This is a genomic window from Lysinibacillus agricola (assembly GCF_016638705.1).
GTDB lineage: Bacteria > Bacillota > Bacilli > Bacillales_A > Planococcaceae > Lysinibacillus > Lysinibacillus agricola.
This window is the reverse complement of the sequence record NZ_CP067341.1, coordinates 1,872,561-1,892,947: the sequence shown is the minus strand read 5'-3', so window position 1 is coordinate 1,892,947 and position 20,387 is coordinate 1,872,561. Positions and strand designations below refer to the sequence as shown.

The following is a 20,387-nucleotide window of genomic DNA, read 5'->3' as shown; positions in this document are numbered from 1 at the left end:
CAACCTATATACATGGCAAACATTTTCATAAATGTCTTCCCAACTTTTGGTGATGATCCTTAAAATATTATCGTAATTAGCTGACAATTTCTTTTACCTCTAAAAAAGAAGCTCGAATTTCAACTGTTGGTTCCATCCACGAAGATTCATCTATATGAGCATAAACGCATAGTATCATTTTAAGTTAATTTTCCGAAACAGCTATTTTAAAATTCGTGCCACCCAAAAATCGTCTGCTAAATTATTTATGCTATATGAGCAAATATACTTCAAATGATTTGTAAATGCCTTCATTCATCTCAAGGCACACCCTTCATCGTGGTAAATAATGTATGAAAAATACTCATATTGAGTTATTTATATTGCATATGAGATAAGTGTACCAAAGTCTATCATTTTTCACTACTTATAGGCGAACAAGCATTCTTTACTTGCCAGTTCTTTTCTGCTAAGCTTACTTTCTGGCTAACAGATTTGAGCTGCATAAAAAAGTGCATGCTCTGTGCATTGTTTTCCAACGACACTCTCGTTAAAAGTAATTGATTGACCAGATCCAACTGCGCAACTAACTGTTTTAACTTGTTCAAAATAACGCCTCCTTTTGCTTTACTTATGTATTCTTCGCATGTATAAAATCACCTTCATGCATGACAAAATAAGCGTAAGTTAGCTGAAAGAAGAAGTATTTCGATAAAATTTAATTGAACTATTCTATTAAGCACATTGTCTTCAAAATCGTCTATCAAGTAAAGGCGCTCATGTAGAGAACAGTTTCTCCATAAAATGCAGCTGGAAATTTTATCGGTTTTTTTGACGATTCGAATGTTAGAACTAGTTGTATTACATGATATTTTTCGACTTTCAGAGGCGAAAATTGCCCAATAATCGGTTATTTTTTCAGTAATTTTAACCAGTAGTAATCTAGCAATAATCATACTATTGATGGAAGTGGAGAACTGCTACTGAATCGTGGTAAACTATTGTATAATAGCAGTATTATAGAGGGTGAACTAAGTGACAATTCGTTATCCGAACGGGAAATTGTATTCCCCTAATCCAACTGTTCAAAAAACAGCAAAAAAGGGAAAGGACAAGGATTTTTCTTTTAGTAATCGAGGGAAAACACTAGAAGATGAAATTAATGAAGCAAATGACTATTATGTAAAAAGACGACTTGCTATCATTCATAAGAAACCTGTTCCCGTGCAAATCGTCAAAGTAGAGTACCCATCACGAAGCGCTGCAGTTATTCGTGAGGCTTATTTCCGAACGCCTTCGACAACAGATTACAATGGTGTTTGGAACGGGCATTATATTGATTTTGATGCAAAGGAAACTGCTTCAAAGACCAGTTTTCCCCTAAAGAATATTCACTTACATCAAATGACACATATGCAGCAAGTGACGGAACAAAATGGTGTGGCTTTTATTATCGTTCGTTTCTCAGCTTTTGAACGATATTTTATTGTGCCATACGATGTTTTACAAAAGGCCTGGCTAGCGATGGAAAACGGTGATCGTAAATCGATACCCTTTTCAACAATTGAAAAGGAAGCTTTTGAAATTCCCTACAGCTATTATCCGCGTATCGATTATTTACCTATTATCCAACAGCTCATTATAGCAAAAAGCCATGGTTCTGAAAGTGAGGAGATAGTAGAATGACTGAACGTCGTCCAACTCGCGGTGAGCATCAAAAGGCTCTCGCTCAAAAAAATAAAAAAAGCGCTCCGAAACCATCGAAGAAAAAATGGTTCAAGCGCATTACTCTAACACTTGTAGCAATTGTAGCTGCATGTTTTATTGGAGGTGCTGGGTTATTCGCTTATTATGCAAGTACCGCACCTGAACTAGATGAAGACTTACTGAAAGATCCCGTTTCTTCTGAGTTCTATGATATAAATGGTGATCGATTTGCAACAATTGGTGCAGAAAACCGTAAATATATAAAATATGAAGACATACCTGAGGATATGATTAACGCAATCCTTGCAACAGAAGATGTGCGCTTTTTCAAGCACCATGGTATGGATTTTTATCGTCTTGGTGGGGCAGTACTTGCTAACCTCCGTGATGGCTTCGGGGCACAAGGAGCCTCTACATTAACACAGCAAGTTGTTAAAAACTCATTTTTACAAAACGAGAAAAAATTAAAACGTAAGGCACAAGAAGCTTGGCTAGCCTTCCAATTAGAACGTAAATATTCAAAAGAAGAAATTTTTGAAATGTACTTTAACAAAATGCTAATGTCAGGTCGTGTTTATGGCTTCGGAACAGCAGCCCAATATTTCTACGGGAAAGAACTAAAAGATTTAGATTTAGCTGAAGAAGCATTACTTGCAGGTTTAGTCCAACGTCCAAATGCTTACAATCCATTAAAAAATCCTGAACTTGCAGAAAAACGTCGTAATACCGTTCTAGGATTAATGTATCAACACGGTAAAATTACAAAAGCTGAGATGGAGGAAGCAAAGAAAGTAGACGTTCAAGTTGGTCTAGCTGACGATGCGACACGTCAAAAATTTGCTGGCTCTAAATACGATGCCTTCCTTGATGTCGTTATTAATGAGCTAGAGGATAACGGTGATGGTACTGCAATGGCAGAAGGTATTAAAGTCTATACAACACTTGATCCGAAAGCACAACAAATTGTCGAAAACATTATGAATGATGACAGTAACTTCCCAACAGAAAACATTCAATCAGGTGCGGCTGTCATTGATACGAAAACTGGTCAAATTCAAGCAATCGGTGGCGGACGCAATTACGGGGCTGAACGCGGTTGGAGCTATGCATATGACTTACATCATCAACCAGGTTCAACAATGAAACCATTAATAGATTATGGACCGGCAATCGAAAATTTAAAATGGTCAACAGGTCAAACACTTGTGGATGAACCTATGACATACACAAATTCGAAGCAAAACATCACGAATTGGGATAATAAATATATGGGTGCTATAACAGCACGTAAAGCTTTATATGCTTCACGTAACGTTCCAGCTGTTAAAGCATTACAAGAAGTTGGTATTGATAAAGCTAAAGAATTTATTGGTCGTTTAGGTATTAATGCTAAAAATATTTATGAATCTGATGCGATCGGTGGTGGGGATATTACGATGTCTCCTACGCAAATGGCTGCTTCTTTTGCAGCATTTGGAAATAATGGTGTTTACACTGATCCTTATTCAATTACAAAAATCGTTTACCGTGACGGTAAAACAACAAAAGACTACACACCAGAGTCTAATGTAGCAATGAGCGATTATACAGCTTATATGGTAACAGATATGTTACGTGATGTTGTCGGCAATAAGCCGGATGCATCAGGTACTTACGCCAATGTACCTGGATTAGATATCGCAGGCAAAACAGGTACAACGAACTACGCAGCTGCTGATTTTAGCAAGCATAATTTACCGGATACAAGTGTACCAGATTCATGGTTTGCTGGGTACACAACAAACTATTCAATCGCTATTTGGAGTGGTTATGAAAAACATTTTGATCCAATTACTACTTGGGATGAGCGTCGTTTACCACAATATTTATTTAAAGAAATTATGGAAGAGATTTCGGCGAACGTTGAAACACCACGCTTCAAAAAACCAAGTTCAGTAGTGGAAGCTACAATTGAAGTAGGATCGAAGCCACTTAAATTAGCAAGTAACTTTACTCCAAGTGAGAAACGTCAAACAGAGCTATTTGTACGTGGGACAGAGCCTAAAGAAGTTTCAAATGAATACGCAATGCCAGAACTTTCTACACCTTACAATGTAAGTGCAAGCCTTGACCTAGAAGGTGAATCTATCAATATTTCATGGGAGCATGATGCAATGCTTGATCCGGAAACAGATGAACCGTTACCAACAACCTTTGAGGTATCCGCTAAACGAGAAGGTGGAGAGACTATTCCACTCGGTAAAACGGAAAGTAAAGGTTTAACAGTTAGCAACACACTCGAAGATGGCAATTACACGATTTCTGTCGTAGCCGTTGTAGATGGTACACGCAGTAAACCAGGTACAACCTCCTTCCAGGTAACAGGTATAGCTGATGAAGATTTAGAGCCAGATACTCCAGATGAACCTGATATTGAGGAACCAACAGCACCTGATGAAGATGATAATAACGAGAATAACGGTAATCACAACGGCAACGGAAATGAAAACAATGGCAATAATAACAATAACAACAATGGAAATGGCAACAATAACGGGAATGAGAACAACGGCAATACGGAAAATAACGGTAACCCTCCCGGAAACAATGGCAACAACAATGGTAGTCAGCCACCAACAACACCAACTGAACCCGTAGTACCACCGACTGGGGACGGCGAGAATACTGAATAAAAAAAGCAGAGTAGCGTAACGCTACTCTGCTTTTTTATCTCTTTCAGTTTGCTGGGTCTATCCGTCTACCTTAGCTTTTTGCAGCCTGCAAGCGTAGCCGTGCTGCTCGCTTTTTTGTTTCCTTAAATAATTCATCAAGCTGACGATAACAAGCATATTGGCTAGGCTTTGCTTTTATAAAGGTCAATCGTTCGACACCATTAATGGGCAATACTTCATCGCCTGCTTCTTGCACTAAACGTTCAAACAAGAAAATTGCCTCTTCCATTAATCCTTTTGCTTCTCCATTCCTTGCATCATGAGCTGCATGAATGTTAGCTTCTAGTACTGTCCACTCTTCAAACCAAGCATCAATTTTATCCTTCGCGATTGCTTCTACATTCATGCTTCCTTCACCAGCCCTTTTTTCAAACGCTTCTGTCCTTCTCTACAATCATTCAGTAAAGGGCATGTGTGACAGCTAGGATTTTGAGCTTTACAATGATAACGACCGAAGAAAATTAGTTGATGATGTGTTTTCGACCACTTGTCCATCGGTGTTTTTTTCATAATCGTTTCTTCAACTTCTAGCACTGAATCTTTCCAGCGACAAAGCCCTAATCGTTTAGACACGCGTTCTACATGTGTATCCACTGCAAGCGCAGGAATATTGAAAGCTACAGACAGCACAACGTTAGCGGTTTTACGACCAACACCAGGCAGTGTGACTAGTGCTTCTCGACTTGCTGGTATTTCGCCGTTGTATTCTTCCAGCAGTCGCTGACATAGCGCTTGAATATTCTTCGCTTTATTTCGATACAAGCCGATGGAGCGAATGTCCTGTTGCAGCTCCTCTAATGATACAGCTAAATAATCTTCTGGCTTTTTATACTTTTGAAACAATGTTTTCGTTACCTTATTTACAAGTACATCCGTACACTGTGCTGATAATAACGTCGCAATAGTTAGCTCAAACGGATTGTCATGCACTAGCTCACAATGTGCATCAGGAAACATACGATCCATTTCCGCTAGACAATGCTCCCATTGTTTTTTTGTTAACATACCGGAAGCCCCCTATTCTCTTTCTTCTAACCAATTATAAAATGGTACTTTATTTGTCGACTGCGTCTCTTGTTGCATTGTACGGACTGGCGGTCTGTTAAAAGTTTGTTTTTCACGGAACTTCTCACTTTGTTTTTGTGCAGCCTGTGGTGTCGTTATATTTTTCTTTTTCCACTCCAGCAATATTCGATCAATATAACGAATACTCAGCTTGCCAGCAAACACAGCCTCCTTCAGCGCTTCCTTAATAAGCGCTGGACTGTGCTTATCCTCATCTAACCAAGAACCGATTTTTTCTAGCTCTAAAGGAGATAAAAGACGTCCCATTTCCTCTTCAAATAATCGGAATATCTCACCCTCTTCTTGTCGAACTGCTGCTGCTGATTTTTGATGCTCCTTCATTTCAATAATCTGCATAATACGCTCCCAAAGTGGGTATACCGAATATTTTTCATATAGCTTGCCACTTGTATCGACGTCGCTAGTAATTTCAAGGAAGCCTTTTTGCATTAATCGCTGTAGACGTGAAGTAATGTCATTGTCAGGCATTGTGAGACGATTCTTCAGATCATTAGGTGTTGGAAAATCATTGCCCTCCATATGGAACGCCAGTAAATGCATGACAATCAGCGCCTCTTCATCCTCTATATTTAACTCCTTATAAAACTGAAAAAATAGCTGAGGAATTTGAATCATTCTCTGCTCAGTCCATGTACGGAGTCGATTATTATTTGTGCTCATATTATACTTGACTCCTTTTTCCATCGTAAGTAGAAAAGCCGCGTAGACATATCACTACGCGACTTTTAAATTGATCCCACATGGCAGTATGATTCCCATCTCAAAATTTGCAAAAGCAAAGAAGTTAGGTGGGAGAATAACTGCCCGTAAAAGCCCGATTGGTGAAGACTAATAATCAGCGGGATGAAGAATTAAAGTATCTCTTTATAAAGCCAAACTAGTTGTTGCTTATGGATATAAGCGGTTTAGCAAACGTGGGAATGGAATCGTTTCACGGATATGCTCAGTACCTGAAATCCATGCTACCGTACGTTCCAATCCTAGCCCGAAGCCTGAGTGCGGTACAGAGCCATGTTGACGAAGCTCTAAGTACCATGCATAAGCATCTAATGGTAAATTATGCTCTCCAAGACGTGATTTTAATAAATCGTAGTCATAGATACGCTCTGAACCACCGATAATTTCACCATAGCCTTCTGGTGCGATTAGGTCTGCACATAATACGACGTCATCGCGATCAGGATGCGGTTGCATATAGAATGGTTTGATACCTACTGGGTAGCATGTAATGAATACAGGCTTGTCAAATGAATTGGCAATTGCTGTTTCATGTGGTGCCCCAAAATCATCACCCCATTCAATATCGTCAAATCCTTGTTCGTGTAATAGTTTAATGGCATCGTCATAAGAAATACGAGGGAATGGCGCTTTAATATTTTCAAGCTTAGATGTATCACGGCCAAGACGCTCTAAATCTAATTTGCAATTTGCCAGAACTGATTGCACGATATGCTCCACGTATTGTTCTTGCATTTCTAGGTTTTCTTCAAATTCAACAAACGCCATTTCCAGCTCAATCATCCAAAACTCGATTAAGTGACGGCGTGTTTTAGATTTTTCAGCACGGAATGTTGGACCGAATGAGAACACTTTACCTAAAGCCATCGCAGCCGCTTCCAAGTAAAGCTGACCAGATTGAGATAGGTATGCATCTTCATCAAAATATTTTGTATTGAATAGCTCAGAAGTACCTTCAGGAGCTGAACCAGTTAAAATTGGCGGGTCCATTTTTGTAAAGCCACTGTTATTAAGAAACTCATAAGTTGCGCGAATAATTTCGTTACGAATTTTCATGATAGCATGTTGCTTACGAGAGCGTAGCCATAAATGACGGTTATCCATTAAAAACTCAGGGCCATGTTCTTTTGGCGTAATAGGGAAATCAGTTGCAGCATGAAGCACTTCAATACCAGTTACAACAAGCTCACAACCAAAGCTTGAACGCTCATCTGCTTTAACCTCACCTGTAATGTACATGGAAGTTTCTTGCGTCATACCTTTTGCAATTGCAAAAATTTCTTCGCCTACTTCTTCTTTTACAACAACGCCCTGTACAAAGCCAGAACCATCACGTAGTTGTAAAAAGGCAATTTTACCACTTGATCGTTTGTTAGATAACCAAGCACCTAGCTTGATTGTTTCGCCGACATGTTTTGGCATATCTTGAATCATAATTTTTTTCATAGAAATCCTCCAAAGTTGGTTAAAAGGATTAGTCTTGCCATTTTGATTTTACAAATGTATCAATTCGACGGACTGCCTCTTCTAATAATTCTAAAGATGTAGCATAAGATAATCGCATTGTAGTTGGTGCACCAAAGCCAGAGCCTGGGATCACTGCTACGTTTGCTTCTGTTAAAATATCCGCAGCGAATGCATCCACTGAATCATAACCAGTATGAGCCATAGCTTCTGCTACATCTGGTAATAAGTAGAATGCACCCTGAGGTTTTAATACGTTGAAGCCAGGAATTGCACTTAGCTGTGGATAGATTTTTTCAAGACGAGATTCGAATGCTTGACGCATTTCTTCTACAGCGTCTTGAGGACCATTATACGCTTCCACTGTAGCATATTGTGCAGTTGTTGTTGCGTTTGATGTAGAGTGTGATGCAAGGTCAGTCATTGGTTTAATAATGTCCGCATCTCCTGCAGCATACCCGATACGCCAGCCTGTCATAGAGTGAGATTTGGCAACACCATTTACAACAATTGTACGTGCTTTCACTGCATCAGAAACTTCAGCAATTGAAAAATGCTCAATACCATTGTATACAAGCTTCTCATAAATTTCATCTGACACGATTAAAATATCTTTTTCTTCTGCAACTGCTGCTAGTTCTGCTAGCTCCTCGCGAGAATAAATCATACCTGATGGGTTGCTAGGAGAGTTAATAATAACTGCTTTTGTTTTATCTGTCACAGCAGCTCTTAATTGATCTGCAGTAATTTTATAGCCTTGCTCACGTGTACCTTCAACATGAACAGGGACACCGCCTGCTAATTTTACTTGCTCTGGATAAGAAACCCAATAAGGAATTGGGATAATAACTTCATCGCCCTCGTTTAAAATAACTTGGAATAAAGTGTAAAGAATATGTTTTGCCCCAACACCTACAATTACCTCATTCGGCTTGTATGTAAGGTTATTGTCGCGTTGCAGTTTATCGATGATAGCGTTCTTAAGTACTGGAAGACCGCCAGCAGGAGTATACTTTGTGTAACCTTTTTCCATCGAGTCGATGGCAGCATTTAAAATATTTTGTGGAGTGTTGAAGTCTGGTTCACCGGCACCTAAACCAATAACATCAATACCTTGCTCTTTTAATTCTTTTGCTTTAGCAGTAATTGCTAAAGTTGAAGATGGTGTTAAAGTTTTTACTCGGTTTGCTAATAAATTTTTCATACGGGATCTACTCCTCTTATAAATTCGTAATGCGCGTCCACCAGTCGCCGTCCTTAAACATAATATAGACGTAGTTGAGCTTATCGTGATCGTTTAGGTATGTAATTTCCCAAACAGCACCAGGCTCCTCATAGCCTAATTTCATATTGAGGACCTTTTGAACATTTCCTTCTTTTTTAAAAACCGATAATGCTTGCTTTTCCGTAATACCATCTTTCAAAAATACTTCCTTAATTGAATCCGCTTCTAGATTCGTCGGAACAAAGACAGCCTTTTTATCACCATATTCATCTACCCCGAACACAGTGACATACGAATGTTTGCCATTATATGTGTAGGACTCCGAGACAATTGCGAGGGCTTTGGCATCTAGTGCCAACTGTTCAGCCTGATCTTCAATTGAACGGAACGGAGCCTCGGCTTTCCAAAGTACTAAAATACTAATGACAAGTGACAATGAAACCATAAAGACAGAAATGAAAATCAACCAGTTTTTCATATATTCACCTTATGTTTCACATCTAGCTTATTCTTTAACACGAATGCCTGATGCTTTTGCGTGTTTATAACTGCGTATACATTCATTTTGCTTTCCATTTTTGTCAACCTGCTTTCTTTCCTCATACCACAACATTATACAACAATTTCGAGCTGTCGTGTTTCTTAATTTCATATATTTTACGTTGATAAAACAACGTTTTCAAATGACTCGAGTAGTAATTTTTTCTTTTTAGTTCAGTCATAAAAAATGACAACCCTTTCACAGTAAAAATGCCTATTCACCACTGCAAATAGGCATTAAAATTTTCTGCTAAAACTCATGATAGCTCACAAATAACACAGTTCTCACGACCGTCATTTTTAGCACGATACAAGCACCGATCTGCTTGCTCAAATAAATTCTCGTATTGATAATTTTTCTGATCATTGACACAAACGCCCATGCTCACTTTTTAAGGGTAGCTTTCATCTTTTTGGTCAATTGTTAAAGTAAGTAAATAGGCATGCATATCCTTGACAAGTCTCTGCAAATATTCTTTTTGTTTATGGCGGATGATAATCATAAATTCATCCCCGCCGAAGCGAATAATCTCGGCATCCTCATCACTTAAAAATTGCCGTAAGCCATTTGCAAGAATTTGTAATACCCTATCGCCAAATAAATGACCATGCGTATCATTGTACAATTTAAAATAATCAAGATCTAGAATAACTACACTAACAAATTGTTGGCTAATCCTTGCCACTCTTAGCCACTCATTCAGCTCAAAATCTAGGAAATGGCGATTTAAGACGCCCGTTAAAGGATCATAGACAAGCTTCTCTTTCTGCCGATTAAATTCTAAATCCATCACCTGCTGTAGTAAATTATCAGCGCTCATTTTCTCAGAAAGCTCGATGTATACACGCTGCACTTCAAAAATCTCATCTCGCCAATTCAATTCATAAAGGACATTTAATAATAGACGCATTACTTTTTTAGTTATCGCGTTGTCACCATATGATTGTGCAAGCTCTATCGACTGTTTGTAATAGCTCACTGCTTCTTCTAGCTTTTGTTGTTTCTCAAATAAAAAGCCATAACCAAACAAAGCTGCTACCTTTTCACGCCTATGGTTATGAATAATGTCCGAGTTTAATGTACAATCTAGTAGAGTTTTGCCTGTCTCAAAATCTCCCTCCAAAATATAAACATCAGCCAAATTATTATTAATGCGGATTTCTTGTAATCTTCCTAATTCAGGTAGTTTCTTAAATAATTCCTGATTAAAATCTCTTGCTAATAATCCAGCCCGGAGTGCCTCAGCATTGCAGCCCTTCTCGACTTCAAGATAGCATAGATTAATATGGCAACGAACTAGCATGAATAGATCATTTAGTTCAACTGCATATTCTATCGATTTTTTAGTCATTTCCACAGTTTTTTCTCTGACGCCGACCAAATCATATATTAAAGACATTACTAAATAATAATGCATAAAATCTTTCGCTGTACCGTATTTTTGGCAATAGGCTTCGTAATCACGAATAAGGCTCACCATACTTAAAGTGTCACCAAGAGCATGATGAATTAATATTTTTTGATAATACAAATCCAACCCATGCCTATAATTTTGATTTTCTACCGCAACCAATAGCCCTTGTTTAGCAAGGGTCAACGCATCTGTTAAAAGACCTTTTGTTCTCATTTCCATAATTGTTGTATTTAATTGTTCTAATGTTAGTTCCAACGTATCACCACTTCTCCAAGCACCATGTATCAAATACTTCAATTATATGATAAGTCTGTTCCTTCGTCCGTGTTTTCCACTACTTACCTCAAATTACCAAAATCATCTTTATATCGATGGTGCTATCGCAAACTGCTACTCATATGTATGGACAAGTCGAGCAAACTTTACTGCATCTATGTTGTCACCTTGTATACATAGCGTATCTACACGCAATAACACTCCCACCCCGCTGTTGCAAAAAAACTCTTGTTCCTTAATCACGATGAAAGACTGCTTTCATCTCACCTCGTGGCGTTAAAGCTTCCTTTGGCAATTAACTAATCGATAGCCCCCACTTGCTTTGAATATCGAACTTAGCAGATTATGTCTGCTGAAAAGTAACTTAAATCCGCATTCATCTCACCACCCATAGAGGTGGGAGACTTCTGTAGCTGACGCCTCGCTTACGTTACATAAAACATTTGTAACTGCCGTTTCACTTACGTTACAAAAGACATTTGCTGAAAGAAGTTAAATGTCGATATTTTTTATATATTAGCACAATTATCTACATTATTGTCCTCGTTGCCTATTGCTTTTACCCATATGATGAAGTAATTAAGATTTTAAGAATTGGAAAAGGGACGTGATGTTTTGAGTAAAGAAATTAATCCTACAGATCCAGCAACAATACCAAAATTTGTGGATGATCTGCCAAAACCGGTTACCGCGAAACCTAAATACTATAAGGGCCAACAGAGAAAAGATTATTATGAACTTAAAATGATGCAAGCAGAGCATTGTTTCCATAAAGATTTCCCAAAATCAATCATTTGGGGCTATAACGGGCTTTATCCCGGACCGACAATTGAAGCTACAAAAGACAAAAGCATTTATGTTAGATATACAAACCAATTGCCCTTAAAGCACTTCTTACCCGTCGATTTTACACTTCATGCGGCAAACGATTCAAAGGAAGTAAGAACTGTTACACATTTACATGGCGCAAATGTAGATTGGGAAAGTGACGGTCATCCCGAGGCATGGTATACAAGAAATTATGCGCAAACAGGTCCAAAATTCAGTAAAGAAATACATGAATATACCAATCATCAACCGGGCACAACACTCTGGTATCATGATCATGCGATGGCGCTAACTCGTTTAAATGTGTATGCGGGATTAGCGGGTTTTTATTTACTTCGGGATACACTTGAGGAGCGTTCTAACCTACCTTGTGGTGATTATGAGTACCCTATCTTAATTCAAGATAAATCGTTTAATGAAGACGGCTCTCTTTTTTATCCTGATGAACCACCATTCCCTGTTACCGTACATCCATCCATCACACCTGGCTTTGTCGGTAATACTATCGTCGTAAACGGAAAGCTCTGGCCTTATTTAAATGTTGAACCTCGTAAATATAGATTTCGTTTTCTCAATGGCTCCAATAGAAGAGGCTATATCATTAGTCTTTCAAATGAGCAGCCTATGATTCAAATCGGAACAGACGGGGGCTTTTTAACAGCACCTCAAGAAATTCAATCTGTGGAGTTATTGCCGGCAGAACGAACAGATGTCATTATCGATTTTTCAAAATATGAAGGTCAGGAAATAACGTTAGTCAATTCTGATGAAGATTTCATAGATGAGCATACAAGAGTAATCATGCAGTTTAAAGTTTGTCTTCCTCTAAAATGTGAGGATACTAGTGAAATACCAGAAAGACTCGCTGTTTCAATGGATATACATCCACATGATGCACATATCGAGAGACATTTACCATTAACTGCTACGACAGATGATTTTGGTCGACCAATGTTATTATTAAATAATCGTATGTATCATGACCCTGCTACCGAAAAGCCTGCACTTGATAGTATAGAAATATGGAATTTTATTAATGCTACACAGTTTATTCACCCTATTCATCTGCATTTAATTCAATTTAAAATACTAGAACGACGCCCTTTCGATATGGAGCTATATCAAAATGAAGGTCGGCTGGAATTTACAGGTCCTGCTGAAGAACCGCATGACTATGAGCAAGGTTGGAAGGATACCGTAAAATCGGAAGCAGGGAAGGTTACGAAAATTATTATGCACTGGAAAGATCATGTCGGTCATTACATGTGGCATTGCCATTTCCTCGAGCATGAAGATCACGACATGATGCGACCAATACTCGTAATGAAGGACGTTCACCCTGTGCAACAGCCACATGCTGAAATTCATAATGCAATAGAGCATTCGCCAGCTCAGAATCATGACACTATTACTATTACGAGAAATAATCAGCAAACGACACCACTTTTGTACAGTACTCAAAACATTACTCGCTCTTCTGAAGGAAAAGTAGAGTCCTCTCATGTTTCTTTGCAAACATCTGATTTAGAAGACAAGATGGAAAATATTCAACAAACTACACCATTCATGAACAATACTCAAAACAATATTCGCTCAACTGAAGAACAAGTAGAGTCCTCTCATGTTTCTAATTTAAAAAACGAGGTAGAATATAATCTGTCGACTACACCACTTTTGAACAATACTCAAAACATTACTCGCTCAACTGAAGAACAAGCAGAATCCTCTTATGTTTCTAATTTAGAAGATAAGGTAGAACTTAATCTGTCAACTACACCACTCTTGAACAATACTTCAAACATCACTCGCTCAACTGAAGAAAAAGTAGAACCCTCTCATGCATCTGATTTAGAAGACGACACGAAACATAAAATTGTTCATGAAGTTACTGATTTTGAAAGTATTCCTCAGCCAATCTTCCTGTCTACTGAGTTTCAACCTCGACAAAGAATATCTAATAGGCGTCGGAGAAGATGGTTCTAGTTACATTTATAAAACCCCCTTTAGACAAAAGGCATCGAAAGTGAATTTATCGATGCCTTTTGTCATTTTTTCTATCTTTTTATGCATAGAAAATTGAATTCATCCTCCCCATCAGTCACTGTATGGAATGAATAGCAAATCACTTTAGTCATCCATGTACTCCCTGTTTCCTTAAATTCAGCGTCATCCTGTGCCCCTTGCATCTTCGTGGAACTTGAACCTATTGCTTTCATCCATGTTTTTGGCAACTAATAAAAATGTCCAGACAATCTATCTAAAAAAGCCCCTTTTACGGAGGGACTTAAAGTTTAGACATCAGAATTGATGGTCATTATCTAATTTATTTTGTATTCACGACAATCAATTTCGCCTTGGCGTAATTATAAAAGGTGAATTATTTTGCTATCTCGCTCTTTTTAAATCGTAGAATCCTTTTTGTTGCAATTGCCATCACTACCATAACAACACTTATCAATAAAATAGGAACATAGATTTTAACACTAAATGCTTCGAATAACAGCCCATACAATATTTGCCCAATTGGTGCCATACATTGTGAAGCGGCAATGATAATCGCCATGACCTTACCTAAGTTTTCATTAGGCGTTTCTTTTTGAACAACTGTAATAACGTAAATGGAAATAATCATCATAATCATAGCTATTAGAAGTGCGCTACCAACAAATACAGTATAAGATGGATAATAGCCCATATTAAGCATGAGAGGCGTAACCGATATTGCCATTGGAACAATCAATAAAGCAGTGATGAAAATCCAAACATACAAATTATTGATACCCATTTTTTTCGCAAAATACCCCATAGATAAAGCGCCTAAGATCGTAGCGAAATCGATTAACCCCATCCCTACCCCATATAGTGTATCGCTACTTTGCATTGTGACACGAAGAATAATCGGTACACCCACGACAAACAGTGGTGTTAATAATAAGTTTAATAAGGCAGCTAAAATCATACATTTGAATATAAAAGATTGCTTTACAACATAGCTAAAGCCCTCTTTCAAATCATTCACAAGTGTCGGAATAATATGTTCGTTCTGTTCTCGTTGCATAAATGGTATATGAATAAACATCTCTAATAAGGCAGATAGGAAAAAGAACACTCCACTCACTATGACCAGCAATTTTAAGCCAACCATACCGTATAGTATTCCTCCTAGTACAGGAGCCGCTACACTAGACAATGATTGAATACCATTAACAATCCCATTTGCTTGCTCAAGCTTTTCCTCTTCTACAAGTACTGGTATACTGGCCATCACTGCTGGTGCATACATAGCACTAACGAGAGAAAGCAGCACCATCACAACACCAATAAGCAAAATAGAACTATTACCAATTGCTAGCATTGCAAAGAAAATGAAAACAATTAGGCTACTAGTAAAATCAAAAATCACCATTAAATTGCGTCGATTAAACCTGTCTGCAATAGCCCCTCCAAGCGGTGCTAGTAAAATTGGGACACTTGATATCGCAAATAATACTGCAAAAAGATCTGCACGCCCTGTAATATCTAGTACATAAACTGACTACTCCCACAGCTAAAGCAGTGGGGTTCTTATATACTTAAGAGAAGCGTTACAAAGCTCTCCACAGATGGTGTTGCCATGTCCTGTGTACAACATCTTTGATTTATCCTCTGTTCCATAAGACTTTCTTATTTACACAACCGATGTTGTGTTGGCAATAAGTTTTAACGAAGGCAGGTAGCTCTACCTACGGAGGAATACCCCTCACTTGATTTGTTGGATACCCATGCTAAGAGGGAATGTTTTCTTTACTTGTTTCAAGTCTTCTATATGTTGATTGTGTAACTCTAAAAAGGTAGTAAACGTTTTATTGCATAAGTCTTGATTAGGTTGTTGTAAATTTGGATCACTATTCATCAGTAAAAACGCACTATATAAATCTCGTTGTACGAGATGACTTCCAATTTGACTCCAACGTTGATGGAGTTTTTTCTTTTCATAACGATCCGTCACATGGTTATACTGACTGGCTCGAAAGGTTATCGTATTCACTTTCTGTATAGTTTGCTTTGTGTAACCTAATTTTTGATGAATGATTTCCACTAGCATGGCAGGGGCATGATTCCCAATGCTTTTTCCAAAACGCTTTTTGGATTGGATTTTGCCCTGTATAGTTGTTTTGATTTCTTTTGTACGTTTTGCCAATCCTTTAAAATGCATGGTTTCGATGTACACCTCATCGCCAAGAGACAAAATTTTATTTGCTAACGCACCATGTTTTTCTTTGATGTAGGAAGCTTTCTTTCTATATAATTCTTTAACTTGTTCTTTTGTTTTTTGATAGTTTTTACTATATGTCCAACGGAGTTTGACGCCATGTTTTATAGTCCCATCCTTTTTGAAATTGTTAGGATTGGTACTTCTACGACTTCTATCCAACTTGCGTAATAAACGTCTTTTTTGTTTCTCCAATAAAGGTACTTCTGGAGCAAGTTGTTGGATGAAAACCGTTTCTTCTGAAACAATCGCAACGGTAGAAGGACCAATGTCAATACCTACTCGTTTTTGTTTTTGATAGGAATGCCGAAAGGCTCCTGTTGATGGTATTCTCTTTGCAGGAGGAATCCCATCCATCACAAGTTGTACGTAAAAAGTATGTTTTCCACGAATCACTTTTTTGACTAGACGACAGTATTTAATGGTATGAAGAGCAAGGGACTCTTTTACAAACAAATCTTGTTTGCGAATACGAACAGGAAGGATTAATCCATTCCAAAAGACACTATTCTCTTTAAATCGAATGCCTGCTTTATTAGATTTCCCTTCTACAGAATGAAACATTCCGTACCGTTTAAAGTGTGCTTTGCTCCCTTTAAATAGAACATCTTGAACCGCTTTCCAGACAGTAGAGGCGATTTTCTGAGAAGTATTGCTATCTATATGTTTTTTATAGTTATGTTGATGCTTTTTAATATACGCATGCAGTTGATATTCACTTAATCCAAAAGATTGACGAATGTTATCTAACTCTTTTGCGATCTGCTTCAATTCTTTTGAATCATTCGTTTTTTTCGCTTTTTGATAGCTATGTAATTGTTTTCGATAGTGTTTTGATTCTTGCATGAACGTATATTGTTTTACTGCATAAGACAAAGTTGTATTATAGAGTGTACGGGCAATTTCAAAACGTTTTAATAGGAGATCCTTTTGCCATGTATCTATAAGTAACTTGAGTTCTATAATAAAACAATCTTTCTTCCATTTCGTCATTACCCGTCACTCCTTTCTTTTTTGATTATTTACAATATACAATATAAACATATGTTCTATAAAGAAAAAGCACTTCATTCCTCCCACCTCTGAAGAAGTGGGCTTCCTGAAGCTCACTTCTGTGATAAGGCAAACCTTAAAAGAGCAGATCCTAAAATAGAAATAATTTGTCCAATCACCATAAGGATAAAATCTTTTGAAAAGCCTTTTCTTTTAATCTGTGATTCCATTCATTAGACCCCTTCCTTTGAGAATTATTAAAGTAACTCACATTCACGCCCATCTTGAATGTGTATATTACAATGACTAAGAAAATAAATCAGGTGTGTTGATTAACCATTTTTATCCACCCTAATTAGAAGGCTCTGATCTCCGCTACGGGCTACTCGCTTTCCCGAGGGAGTCGAGAAGCCCTACGCTACAATCAGTTAAAATGGGAATATATTAGCAAACTAGCAACAAAAAATCCTATTATCGCTCAATAATAATCCTATTTTTCCCCAATCAACACGCCTGAAAATAAATTATTTTTTTGTATTGTAAGAAGAAGGACATTACTAAAAATACTTATAGTACTTAACCAAATGAGCCACTCAATTTGCGCGCTCCAAGACATTATTAGCAACAAGAGACCCACGATAATTGATACATAATTTCCAGTGCGACTAATCTTTGTAGGTAAATTAACCAATCATTGCAGATCTAAAATTATGTTATGAAAGTGCATCGTTCGATTGCCTATTCAGAACCTCCACCCATATAGACCGACTGTCGGTTTACGAATATTATATGATATATCTCCAAAAAAAAGGAACCTCTATTTTTATTTATTTTCCTATACTCTTGGTGCAGTATATCTACTTACCCAGAGCGTTCACTATTTGTAACATTAGAAAAAGCCAGCCCTCTTTCGGACTAGCCTTGAAAATAAACTTCAATTTGTTCAATTAACGCTTTTGTTGCTTGACTTACATAACGATCTACTCGGTAAATAATCGACAAACTGCGGCTTGGTGCGTCGTCTTGAATGTGTATGATATGCAAGGTAGGATCATTCATCTCTTTAATTAACGGATAGGGCTGTACAGTTGCACCTATGTTCGCTTTAACAAGATTAATGATCGACGTAATTGAAGATGTCTCTAGCACACAATTTAATTGAAAACCATGTTTTTTTACAGTTTCCTCCACAATTTTACACCCCAAAAAACCTTCTGGATACATAATCACTGGTAGATTTTTCAAATCTGCTATGTTTATACTTACTCGATTTGCCATCGGATGCTCTTTCGATACAGTTAGTACGTATTCCTCCCTACATAAAGGAATCGTAACAAGTCGGTCATTTGGTAGGACGTTAATGCCTATGCCAATATCAACTTCATTTTCAAGAACTTGTCGCACAATTTCGATGGACGACATAATCTTTAGTTTAACTTTTGGGAACTTTTGGTGAAAATCGATGACAAGCTGTGTAATTCGATAGTCTAAATCTGATGGCATAATTCCTATTCTTATATGACCACTTTTCATATTCTGTAAATCTTTAATGGCGTCTTTGACATTTTGCAATGTATCTAATATTTCTGTTCCATAACTTAACAGCACTGAGCCTGCCTCAGTGAGTACAATTTTTTTGCCAATCCGATCAAACAGTGGCATACCAACTTCGTCTTCAAGCACACGAATTTGCTGACTTAGAGTCGGCTGGGAAATACCAAGTTTTTCAGCAGCTTTTGTAAAATGTAACTCCTCACAAACAGCCATAAAATAGTGAAGATGACGAATTTCCAATATATCACGACCTATCATAGTTTGTAGCTATCATCATAATAGTAATAATAGTATTGTTCAATCATTTGTATTGTTATAGACTTCAATTTGTAATTATTATTAGCTATAGATGGAGTTGAAAGAGAATGAATGTAAAACATACGATTATACCAATTATTGCTATAATTTTAACTTCCTTTAATTTACGACCCGCGATAACTTCCGTTTCACCTTTGTTAGGAACCATTCGGGAGTCATTACACATGAGTGCCGCTTCTTCCAGTTTATTAACCTCATTAGCGGTACTATGCATGGGCCTATTTGCACCTTTTGCCATAAAACTTGCCAATCGCTTTAGCATCGAACGAGCCATTGCTTACTCACTTATTCTTATTGGACTGGCAACAGCTGCAAGATTTTTTGCCTACTATGCATGGGTAATGCTGTTAACAGCCTTTCTTGCTGGAATTGGCATCGCTATTGCAGGACCTTTACTATCAGGATTTATTAAACAAAATTTCACGAATCCTTCCCGTGTTGTCGGCATTTATTCGTTAGCATTAGTTGTAGGCGCTTCACTTGGCTCAGGGCTTTCCATACCTTTAAGCTCCCTTTTTCATACATGGCAAGCATCTGCTGCATCATGGGCTATTCTTGCTGTCATCGCTGTTTTCTTTTGGTGGAAACCAATTGAGAAAATGCCAGTCACTAACACTGTCTCAGATACTTCAAGCGCTGATAATAATTTAAAGCAACTTTTAACAGATCAAAAAGCTTGGCTACTAACTGTTTTTTTTGGCTTAATGGCTTTCATGTTTTATACAATCATGGCTTGGTTGCCACCTATAGTAGAAGATATGGGCTATAGTAAACAACAGGCTGGCATGATGTTGACACTATTAACGGTTGCCCAAATGCCTGCAACTTTTTTAGTACCGATTTTAAATAATCGTTTACAGCATAGAGCTGTATGGTTAGTGGGTTGTTCATCGTTAGAATTAATCGGCCTATTTTTGCTACTATTTTCCGTTAACCCTTGGCTAAGCAGTCTTCTCATTGGCATCGGTGCAGGTGGCTTATTCTCATTAGGATTAACATTACCAATTGACGAAGCCAAAAACATCAAGGAAGCAAGTATCTTGGCAGCTATGACTCAATCGGTTGGCTTCGTTTTTGCCGCACTTGGCCCATTATTTGTTGGTCTTGTACGAGATTATACAGGTAACTTTACAGCCGCAATTATTGGCATGGTGGTCATCGTCATTGCCATGATCCTCATTCAGATTAAACTTGGTAATCAGAAGCACCAGCAAATAAAGTGAAACTTAATCCCCTCCCCATACTGATTATTAGTCTTCACCAATCGGGCTTTTACGTGCAGTTTATCTTATACCATACTT

At 37.7% G+C, this 20,387-nt stretch carries 12 protein-coding genes and 3 pseudogenes; 4 read left to right on the top strand and 11 right to left on the bottom strand.

What is annotated here, in order from left to right; all coding sequences use genetic code 11:
- Positions 1 to 392: 392 nt before the first annotated feature.
- The gene (locus tag FJQ98_RS08990) at positions 393 to 587 is read right to left on the bottom strand and encodes a hypothetical protein (protein WP_053593774.1); all 195 of its coding nucleotides are present in this window, start codon (positions 585 to 587) and stop codon (positions 393 to 395) included.
- Positions 588 to 1,014: 427 nt separating this feature from the next.
- On the opposite strand from FJQ98_RS08990, the gene recU reads away from it, so the two are divergent.
- On the top strand, positions 1,015 to 1,665 hold the full coding sequence (recU, locus tag FJQ98_RS08985) for a Holliday junction resolvase RecU (RefSeq protein ID WP_201406679.1): 651 nt from the start codon (positions 1,015 to 1,017) through the stop codon (positions 1,663 to 1,665).
- Positions 1,662 to 4,358 (top strand): penicillin-binding protein 1A, encoded by a 2,697-nt coding sequence (locus FJQ98_RS08980; RefSeq protein ID WP_053593776.1) that lies wholly within the window; start codon positions 1,662 to 1,664, stop codon positions 4,356 to 4,358. Before recU ends, FJQ98_RS08980 begins: the two co-directional genes overlap by 4 nt.
- 70 nt (positions 4,359 to 4,428) lie before the next feature.
- Here FJQ98_RS08980 and FJQ98_RS08975 read toward each other — a convergent pair whose 3' ends face one another.
- From FJQ98_RS08975 to FJQ98_RS27410, 7 genes and pseudogenes are all read right to left on the bottom strand, one after another.
- On the bottom strand, positions 4,429 to 4,743 hold the full coding sequence (locus FJQ98_RS08975) for a YpoC family protein (protein WP_053593777.1): 315 nt from the start codon (positions 4,741 to 4,743) through the stop codon (positions 4,429 to 4,431).
- Positions 4,740 to 5,402 carry an endonuclease III gene (gene nth, locus FJQ98_RS08970; RefSeq protein ID WP_053593778.1) on the bottom strand — a complete coding sequence of 221 codons (663 nt, stop codon included), beginning with the start codon at positions 5,400 to 5,402 and terminating at the stop codon, positions 4,740 to 4,742. Before nth ends, FJQ98_RS08975 begins: the two co-directional genes overlap by 4 nt.
- Before the next feature lie 12 nt (positions 5,403 to 5,414).
- Positions 5,415 to 6,143, bottom strand: coding sequence for a DnaD domain-containing protein (locus tag FJQ98_RS08965; RefSeq protein ID WP_053593779.1), 729 nt, complete (start codon positions 6,141 to 6,143; stop codon positions 5,415 to 5,417).
- Positions 6,144 to 6,371: 228 nt separating this feature from the next.
- On the bottom strand, positions 6,372 to 7,667 hold the full coding sequence (asnS, locus tag FJQ98_RS08960) for an asparagine--tRNA ligase (RefSeq protein ID WP_053593780.1): 1,296 nt from the start codon (positions 7,665 to 7,667) through the stop codon (positions 6,372 to 6,374).
- Positions 7,668 to 7,695: 28 nt separating this feature from the next.
- Positions 7,696 to 8,889 carry a pyridoxal phosphate-dependent aminotransferase gene (locus FJQ98_RS08955; RefSeq protein WP_053593781.1) on the bottom strand — a complete coding sequence of 398 codons (1,194 nt, stop codon included), beginning with the start codon at positions 8,887 to 8,889 and terminating at the stop codon, positions 7,696 to 7,698.
- Between the two features lie 16 nt (positions 8,890 to 8,905).
- Positions 8,906 to 9,388, bottom strand: a complete 483-nt coding sequence (locus FJQ98_RS08950; protein WP_053593782.1) for a cell wall elongation regulator TseB-like domain-containing protein — start codon at positions 9,386 to 9,388, stop codon at positions 8,906 to 8,908.
- Positions 9,389 to 9,707: 319 nt separating this feature from the next.
- Positions 9,708 to 10,754: pseudogene (locus FJQ98_RS27410) on the bottom strand (tetratricopeptide repeat-containing diguanylate cyclase).
- A 1,002-nt stretch (positions 10,755 to 11,756) separates the two neighbouring features.
- On the opposite strand from FJQ98_RS27410, the pseudogene FJQ98_RS08940 reads away from it, so the two are divergent.
- Positions 11,757 to 13,334: pseudogene (locus FJQ98_RS08940) on the top strand (multicopper oxidase family protein); the annotation flags it as partial.
- Between the two features lie 1,012 nt (positions 13,335 to 14,346).
- On the opposite strand, the pseudogene FJQ98_RS08935 reads toward FJQ98_RS08940, so the two are convergent.
- The 3 genes and pseudogenes from FJQ98_RS08935 to FJQ98_RS08925 all read right to left on the bottom strand — a co-directional run.
- Positions 14,347 to 15,504, bottom strand: a pseudogene (locus FJQ98_RS08935) (MFS transporter); the annotation flags it as partial.
- 204 nt (positions 15,505 to 15,708) lie between these two features.
- Positions 15,709 to 17,214 (bottom strand): hypothetical protein, encoded by a 1,506-nt coding sequence (locus tag FJQ98_RS08930; protein ID WP_201406678.1) that lies wholly within the window; start codon positions 17,212 to 17,214, stop codon positions 15,709 to 15,711.
- 915 nt (positions 17,215 to 18,129) lie between these two features.
- The gene (locus FJQ98_RS08925; RefSeq protein ID WP_053595339.1) at positions 18,130 to 19,008 is read right to left on the bottom strand and encodes a LysR family transcriptional regulator; all 879 of its coding nucleotides are present in this window, start codon (positions 19,006 to 19,008) and stop codon (positions 18,130 to 18,132) included.
- 125 nt (positions 19,009 to 19,133) lie between these two features.
- Here FJQ98_RS08925 and FJQ98_RS08920 point away from each other — a divergent pair, with 125 nt between their 5' ends.
- Entirely contained in the window at positions 19,134 to 20,309 is a 1,176-nt protein-coding gene (locus FJQ98_RS08920) for an MFS transporter (RefSeq protein WP_053595338.1), read from the top strand.
- The last annotated feature ends 78 nt before the right edge of the window (positions 20,310 to 20,387 follow it).

Coding starts and splice junctions, on each gene's coding strand:
- FJQ98_RS08980 (WP_053593776.1), top strand. CDS start 1,662: ATGACTGAACGTCGTCCAACTCGCGGTGAGCATCAAAAGGCTCTCGCT.
- FJQ98_RS08975 (WP_053593777.1), bottom strand. CDS start 4,743: ATGAATGTAGAAGCAATCGCGAAGGATAAAATTGATGCTTGGTTTGAA.
- nth (WP_053593778.1), bottom strand. CDS start 5,402: ATGTTAACAAAAAAACAATGGGAGCATTGTCTAGCGGAAATGGATCGT.
- FJQ98_RS08965 (WP_053593779.1), bottom strand. CDS start 6,143: ATGAGCACAAATAATAATCGACTCCGTACATGGACTGAGCAGAGAATG.
- asnS (WP_053593780.1), bottom strand. CDS start 7,667: ATGAAAAAAATTATGATTCAAGATATGCCAAAACATGTCGGCGAAACA.
- FJQ98_RS08955 (WP_053593781.1), bottom strand. CDS start 8,889: ATGAAAAATTTATTAGCAAACCGAGTAAAAACTTTAACACCATCTTCA.
- FJQ98_RS08950 (WP_053593782.1), bottom strand. CDS start 9,388: ATGAAAAACTGGTTGATTTTCATTTCTGTCTTTATGGTTTCATTGTCA.
- FJQ98_RS08930 (WP_201406678.1), bottom strand. CDS start 17,214: ATGACGAAATGGAAGAAAGATTGTTTTATTATAGAACTCAAGTTACTT.
- FJQ98_RS08920 (WP_053595338.1), top strand. CDS start 19,134: ATGAATGTAAAACATACGATTATACCAATTATTGCTATAATTTTAACT.